The 6,907-nt window shown below is 44.6% G+C and carries 6 protein-coding genes; 4 read left to right on the top strand and 2 right to left on the bottom strand.

Annotated elements, in window-relative coordinates:
- Both IM500_RS06350 and IM500_RS06345 read left to right on the top strand, forming a co-directional pair.
- On the top strand, positions 1 to 214 hold a 214-nt coding region (locus IM500_RS06350; protein ID WP_287737989.1), incomplete at its 5' end, for a hypothetical protein.
- Positions 215 to 330: 116 nt separating this feature from the next.
- Entirely contained in the window at positions 331 to 1,083 is a 753-nt protein-coding gene (locus IM500_RS06345; protein ID WP_002744197.1) for a phycobilisome rod-core linker polypeptide, read from the top strand.
- 89 nt (positions 1,084 to 1,172) lie between these two features.
- Here IM500_RS06345 and mnmA read toward each other — a convergent pair whose 3' ends face one another.
- Positions 1,173 to 2,231: a tRNA 2-thiouridine(34) synthase MnmA gene (mnmA, locus tag IM500_RS06340; protein ID WP_287737990.1), complete on the bottom strand. Its 1,059-nt coding sequence runs from the start codon at positions 2,229 to 2,231 to the stop codon at positions 1,173 to 1,175.
- Between the two features lie 102 nt (positions 2,232 to 2,333).
- Between mnmA and IM500_RS06335 the strand changes: the two genes are divergently transcribed.
- Complete coding sequence (locus tag IM500_RS06335) at positions 2,334 to 2,978, top strand: hypothetical protein (RefSeq protein WP_287737988.1); 645 nt, start codon at positions 2,334 to 2,336, stop codon at positions 2,976 to 2,978.
- A 1,223-nt stretch (positions 2,979 to 4,201) separates the two neighbouring features.
- Positions 4,202 to 5,251 carry an alpha/beta hydrolase gene (locus IM500_RS06330; protein WP_190357123.1) on the top strand — a complete coding sequence of 350 codons (1,050 nt, stop codon included), beginning with the start codon at positions 4,202 to 4,204 and terminating at the stop codon, positions 5,249 to 5,251.
- A 393-nt stretch (positions 5,252 to 5,644) separates the two neighbouring features.
- Here the strand turns inward: IM500_RS06330 and IM500_RS06325 are convergent, their stop codons facing one another.
- The gene (locus IM500_RS06325) at positions 5,645 to 6,622 is read right to left on the bottom strand and encodes an alpha/beta fold hydrolase (RefSeq protein WP_287737987.1); all 978 of its coding nucleotides are present in this window, start codon (positions 6,620 to 6,622) and stop codon (positions 5,645 to 5,647) included.
- Between the last annotated feature and the right edge of the window lie 285 nt (positions 6,623 to 6,907).

The raw sequence follows: 6,907 nt of genomic DNA, 5'->3' as shown, positions 1-6,907 counted from the left end.
GACAGGAGACAGGAGACAGGAGACAGGAGACAGGAGACAGGAGACAGGAGACAGGAGACAGGAGACAGGAGACAGGAGACAGGAGACAGGAGATGGGGAAATGGGGAAATGGGGAAATGGGGAAACTCAACTAATACCCCAACACCCCCCGCAACGCGCACGCAGTGACCACCCCAACACCCAAAATCCCAACCCGCAACACCCCGGATGGTAAGCAAGTTTTCTTAACAATTGTAAGAATTTTTAATATTTCTTTTCTAGTTGGCACTTACTCCCTTATCATTAGGAGGAAAGTTTTTTAAGCATTTCTAAGGATACGGAGGTTTACCCTTGGCCATTCCTCTTTTAAATTACGCCCCCAAGTCCCAAAACGTGCGGGTAGCTGGTTATGATGTCGGTGGAGACGAAAAACCGAAAGTTTACACGACGGAAAATGTCCTCTCCCCTACCGACCTGGACGATTTAATCGAAGCCGCTTACCGTCAGATTTTCTTCCATGCCTTCAAATGGGATCGGGAACCCTTCCTCGAATCCCAATTACGCAATGGACAATTATCAGTGCGGGATTTCATTCGTGGTTTACTGTTATCGAAAACCTTCTATAACAGCTTCTACGAGAAAAACAGCAACTATCGCTTTGTCGAACAGGTAGTACAAAGAGTTCTCGGTCGCGATGTCTATAGCGAAAGAGAAAAAATTGCTTGGTCGATTGTCGTTGCCACCAAAGGTATTCAAGGTTTTGTCGATCAACTTCTCAACAGTGACGAGTATCTGCAAAGCTTTGGTTATGATACTGTTCCCTACCAACGTCGTCGCACCCTAGCCAGCCGCGAAATCGGTGAACGTCCATTCAACATCACCTCGCCTCGCTACGATGGCTACTATCGTGGTATTTTGGGCTTCCCCCAAATCGTTTGGCAGAATGCTGTCCGTCGCTATGTTCCCCAAGAGCAAAAACCCAAAGCCGGCGATCCTTCCAGCTTCTTGGCTATGGCCCGGGGTCTCGGTAGCGCCAAAGGCAATCCTGTACCAAGAGTCTCCGCTATGAATATTAACATCGAGGCTTCTGTACCCCGTCGTTAATTTTTAGCTCAACCTGCTGGGGAGAGTCCCTAATTGGCAGAATGACCCCCGAACCATAATCAGGTTATTTTGTGAATTGGTGGCTCTCCCTATGGGGTGGCTCCTGAGATAATCCCCCCACCGAGAACGATTTCCCCTTCATAAATCACGGCTGCCTGGCCCGGTGTGATGCTAAATTGTGGTTGATCAAAAACCAGTTTCACTTGCTCATTTTCTAGGGGAATAACATTGACGGGAACGGCCGGAGAACGATAACGTACCTGTACTTGAGCGCGGATAGGGGTGGTAGGTTCAGCAATAGAAACCCAGTTCATCCGTCCGACAAGACAATCGGCACTAACGGCACTTTCGCGATTACCGACGATAACCCGATTCATGACGGGATCCAGTTTTACCACATAGAGAGGTTCGGCGGCGGCGATGCCGATGCCTTTGCGTTGTCCGATCGTATAATGATGGATACCGCTATGTTTACCCAAAACTTTGCCATCGAGATCGACGATATCGCCCTCACTAACGGCGATATACTTATCCAAGAACGAGCGCATAGTTCCATGAGCTTCAATCAAGCATAAATCCTGACTATCGGGTTTATCTGCTGTTTTTAAGCCGAATTCCTGGGCAATCCTGCGGGTTTCTGCCTTGGTTTGTTCGCCCAAGGGAAATAAAGTCCCACGCAGTACATCTTGAGTTAGATCATAGAGAAAATAGGATTGATCTTTATTTTTATCGACGGCGCGCAGCAGTTGATAACGGTTATTTTCGGGAGAAAAACGAATTCTAGCGTAGTGACCGGTGGCAATAGTATCCGTTTCTAAGGTTTCCCTAGCATAATGCAGCATCGGCCCAAATTTTACCGCTTTATTGCACTGAGAACAGGGCAGCGGTGTGATTCCCGCTTCGTAACCAGAAACCAGATAATCAATAATTTCTTTTTGGAAAAGCTCGCGACTATCGACGATATGATGGGGAACCCCCAACTGCTCACAAATAAAGGCCGCATCCACCATTCCCTCGGAGCAGCATTGACCTTTACCCTTCATTAACCACAGGGTCAAGCCAATAACATCATAACCTTGAGCGTGTAAGGCGGCAGCGGCAACAGAGCTATCTACTCCCCCCGATAGACCGACAACAACTTTTCCCATAAACCTTGTCATGATTTTTAACCAATATACTTTCTAGACTAGCATCTCCTCCTTTAAAATTTGGACATGGTGTACCCAAATTTCGTGTGAGGACAAACCAGCATGATGAGAACAAACCTACTGTTTTTCTCGGGCCTATTTTGGTTAAAAGTCGGGATAATCGCTCAAGGAACGCTGCTGCTAAAAGCCAACTTATCTTTTGCCCAGAATCTTTATCCCGGTCGTCGTTTGCCCCCACCGCCGGCGGTGAGACAACCAACTAAACGTTCAGACAGTCCCAGTGCTGTTAATTGTTCCCAATGTTCACCCTTAAATTTACCCCTCGTTAATTCTCCATCAGTTCGCCCCCCGGTGGCTGCCCCAGTTTCCGGTAATCAACCCCTGAGAGAATACGTTTTTCAAGCTCCCGCTACCGTGCGTCCCGCCGATGCTACGGTGATTAATAATCATCCTCGTCCAACTGTCAATCCACCGGCACCCAGACCTGAAAATCGCGCCAATAAACCCCCTTCTCCCCCACCACAGCAGCGGGTTATTGCTACTAATCAACTCTTTCGCGTTGAAGTTAGGAGTAATAGTGCGGAAGCGTTGGCAAAAATTAAAGAAATTGAACCCCTCGCATTTATCCGCGCAGGAGAAAATGTTATTCAAGCGGGGTTATTTCAGCAACAATACCAAGCTAAACAACGGTTACAAGAGTTAACTAGACAGGGTTTTAGCGCCGAGATTATTACCCTCAATAATTAGGGTTTGCGGCAAAAAGTCTGTTGGTGGGGTTAGGAGTCAGGAGTCAGTAGCCGGTCGTCAGTAGTCAGGAGAATTAAGAATGAACGATAGCTTCATGCCTATTTTTCCTATTTTTGAACTCTCAAAAGTTAATTAGGCAATAAGTCTCTAGGATTTCAGCTAATCTCGATCGAATCTCTTGCCTCTCGTCCATCCTAACCAAGAAGTTAATTTTATCCTATTAACTCACCGTTCGCTCATTTCTCGGCTCTTCTAGGTTCTGTGTGATAAGTTTTACTTACATAGGATCGATCAATCTTTGTGTCCTTTGTGTCTTTGTGGTTCGTTCCACCCCCTCGCTAGGATGAAGGTATCTTAGAATACATTTTACCCACCAAACCCAAGAGAGCTATTTCTCGAACCGAAAATTTGGTAAATTGTCTCAAATGCAGTCTAGCAAGCGCATTGATTGTTCTACTCGGATATTTTTTAGTACAAAAAGACCATTTTGAGGTTAACGAATTGATTAGGGTTTGAGCGAACCCATTGGCGATCGCACTTTCGTCACTGTTCTACTTACCTTATTTGCTAAAAAGCATACAGTATAAAGGTAAAAGCAATTTTAAAACCCTTGCCTTAAAAAATTAAGCGAACAATGAGTCAGTAGTTCAACAAGCTCACTAACATGAACGCTCGGTCGAACGCTGATCTCACGGCCAAAGCCTGCTCGTGGTGTAAAATATTTGTAGGAACTAGACAAAGGAGTATTTGAAGCTAACACTTCAATTCAAGCAAATTTTGTAGAAATACAACTATCGTAGGGCATACGAAAAGTAACGCTTAGGGAGAGAACCACATCTGGATTGGATAACGCAAGGCATCTAATTTAAGTGGACTCGTTGAACTAAGAATCCCTCGCTTTTAGTGACGGGAGTGCCAAATGACCATACAAATGGTCGCTGACCCTGACGCACGATGGAGACATAAACCCTAACACCAAAGTTGGCAAAACTACCCGCGCAAAGGGGAAGTAAAATTGTTAGACAACCCGATGTGTAACTAAAAACTACAGAATCAAGGTTCCCGAGGATGCTTTATCTGTGCTGATTTCTGAGAGCCTTGTAAATCAAGACTAAAAATATAGTTGAACAGGGGATTAGACAGGGAAAAGAGGAGGGGCAATGGGCTAAAGTGGTTTAGCCTATCCTGTTCCCAAAAAACCGAAGAAAATATGGAGATTTTGGATGACGACGATTTACTTTGCTACAAACCGCAACCTGGTTACCTCAAATGATTTAGAGGCGGGTTTTGACTTCGGGAGTACCTTTAGTCAGGATGGACTGGCTAACTTGCGTTTTGGAAAAGCCGAGGTAACGGGTGAGAACTTTTCTCAGTATCAAATCCAAGTTGCCCCAGAAAATCTGCTGGGTGATCCGCCCGTTTTGGGCAGTCAGGCGATCGCCCTGCAAGTCCGCAAACAGATGATCGAGAATGCGGAAGATACATTGATCTTCATTCACGGCTTCAACGTTTCATTTCGGAGCGCTCTAACGGCTGCGGCTCAACTGCACCAAGTGTTGACTGCCAGAGACCCTGGCGATACCGAGCCTCCCCTCAAATTGAATATATGTTTGTTTTCCTGGCCTTCAGACGGTGCGCTTCTGTTTTCCGATCCGAGAGCCGCCAATGCGATCGCTTACAAGAATGATCGCCTGGATGCTGCCGCTTCTGGGGCGGCATTTGCCCGCGGCTTCCTCAAAGTTGCCGATTTCATTAATCAGACTGAGGCGCGGTGCCAACAGAGACTTCATCTCACTGCCCACAGCATGGGCAATTATGTCTTGCGCCATGCTCTACAGGAATTGAAAAGGCAAGTCGGCAACCAACTGCCCAGACTGTTCGATCAGGTTCTGATGATGGCAGCCGATGAGGATGATGATGCTTTCGATCTCGACTACAAATTGTTGTCTCTGTCCCGGATCACCCGCCGGACAAGTGTCTATTTCAACCGCAACGACCTCGCTCTTTGGGCCAGTGATAAGCTTAAGGGTAATACCGCCCGTCTGGGGACAGATGGTCCAATCCAGCCGCGACAACTTCCTCGCAATGTCTATCCGATCGATTGTACCCGCGTGGTATCTAGTTTTACAGATCCTTCAGAGCATGGCTATTATCTGAATGTCCCCCGCGTTGTCAGGGATATGCGTCTAGTGCTACGCAATCAAATTCCCCCCGATGAAATTCCAGGTCGGAAATACGTCGCTGAAACTAATCGCTATCGACTCCTAGAATGAGTCAGGTTTAATTTACTGCTCTAAAATGCAAACGCCTATCACAAAGGTTTTAAAGTGATTGGGAGATTTGACTTTATCTTAGCGTCAGCAGAAGTCCCATACTCCGCAGTCTAAGTGTCACAACTCATTGTTCGCTTAATTTTTTAAGGGAAGGGTTTTAAAATTGCTGTTACCTTTATACTGTATGCTTTTTAGCGAATAAGGTAGGTAGAACAGTGTCGGGAGTGCGATCTCCAATTGGCTCGCTCAAACCCCAATCAATTCGTTAACCTCAAAATGGTCTTTTTGTACTAACAAATATCCGAGTAGAACACTCAATGCGTTTGCTAGACTGCATTTAAGACAATTTACCAAATTTTCGGTTCGAGAAATTAGCGAACGGTGAGTAATTACTTAGCACACAGAGTTAATTTTGTCAAGCAAAATTCTCACCGCATCGATGATCACATCCGGTTGATCCATCCAGACAAAATGACTACTTTTATCCGCTTGTATTTGCAGAAAATCTCCGGATAACTTGCCTAATTCCAGGTGCATCTCCTCCCGGAGTTGGTTGGCACTTTTTAGGGGAATAAAGCGAGTCCAAAGGGAAGGTTTAAAAAAAGAATTAGCTTTAATACTAACTATCGGTAAATTACCGAAATTGTTAGCCTCACTCACCTGACGAGCGCTTTGGTCGAGATTAAACATTTCTCTACTCATCGTCATCCAGTGTTTAGCGCGACAGAAAGAACGCTTAACTCGATGACAAGAATCTGGGGAAAAGCGACGTAATTCTGGTTTTAATAATTCAAAAACTCCTAGAACTCTCAAAACTCGGATAATGCCTAAAATTGAGCCGATAATCGACATCCAAAATCCGGAGATGAAAAATAATTTTAATGCCTTTAATGCTGGCGACATTTTCAGCATTCCTTTCTCGTGTAAACCATCAGTGAGTACCAAACCTACTACTTTTTCTGGGAACAGATGAGCATACAGTCGAGCATTATAACTGCCAAAAGAATCACCAACTAAAATATAAGGCGGTTCTATTTTTGCTTGGGTTAGTAATTGATCTAATTCCTGAACAATTTGGTAGCTAGTTCGCGGATATGGACTAGAATCGCTCCAACCATAACCCGCTCGATCATAAATACAAACCCTAGCTAATTGTGACAATTCTTCTATCAAAAAATATCCCTCAATTCCTCCTAAACTATGGTCAATAATAATAGTGGGACTAGCCGTTCCCGCTAGACAAAAATGTAGGCGATATTTACCCAGATTAATCAAATGACCCGGCGGTGCTTTTTGTTCTTCTAACCAAACAGATAACGTCTGATAAACTGTCGTCGCTACTAGGATAATTACTCGAATTGATAAAGACATAACTACACCTCTTGTAACAATCAAAAATCTTCCTTTAGGTGAGGATTCAGGAGCCGGTCGTCAGGAGAATTAAGAATGAGCATTAATCAATTAAATGCTCTATTTAGGAATTTTATGCAATTTTATGTCTATTTTTCTCATTTTTGCACTCTCAAAAATTAATTATGCCTGAACTTCCCCCGTATAAACATACTAGCTATGGCTAAAAGTCTTACAGAGCCTGAGTTAAAGCAATATAATACTAATGGACTACTGGACACAAAATCCTGAATTCCTTACGCAGAT

Origin of the sequence: Microcystis sp. M179S2, from assembly GCF_020245805.1 — a bacterium.
Lineage (GTDB): Bacteria > Cyanobacteriota > Cyanobacteriia > Cyanobacteriales > Microcystaceae > Microcystis > Microcystis aeruginosa.
The sequence above is the reverse complement of the archived record's forward strand: the minus strand, read 5'-3'. Positions and strand labels throughout refer to the sequence as shown.

Excerpts from the sequence above, each read along its gene's own strand:
- mnmA (WP_287737990.1), bottom strand. The coding sequence starts at position 2,231 with ATGGGAAAAGTTGTTGTCGGTCTATCGGGGGGAGTAGATAGCTCTGTT.
- IM500_RS06335 (WP_287737988.1), top strand. The coding sequence starts at position 2,334 with ATGATGAGAACAAACCTACTGTTTTTCTCGGGCCTATTTTGGTTAAAA.
- IM500_RS06330 (WP_190357123.1), top strand. The coding sequence starts at position 4,202 with ATGACGACGATTTACTTTGCTACAAACCGCAACCTGGTTACCTCAAAT.
- IM500_RS06325 (WP_287737987.1), bottom strand. The coding sequence starts at position 6,622 with ATGTCTTTATCAATTCGAGTAATTATCCTAGTAGCGACGACAGTTTAT.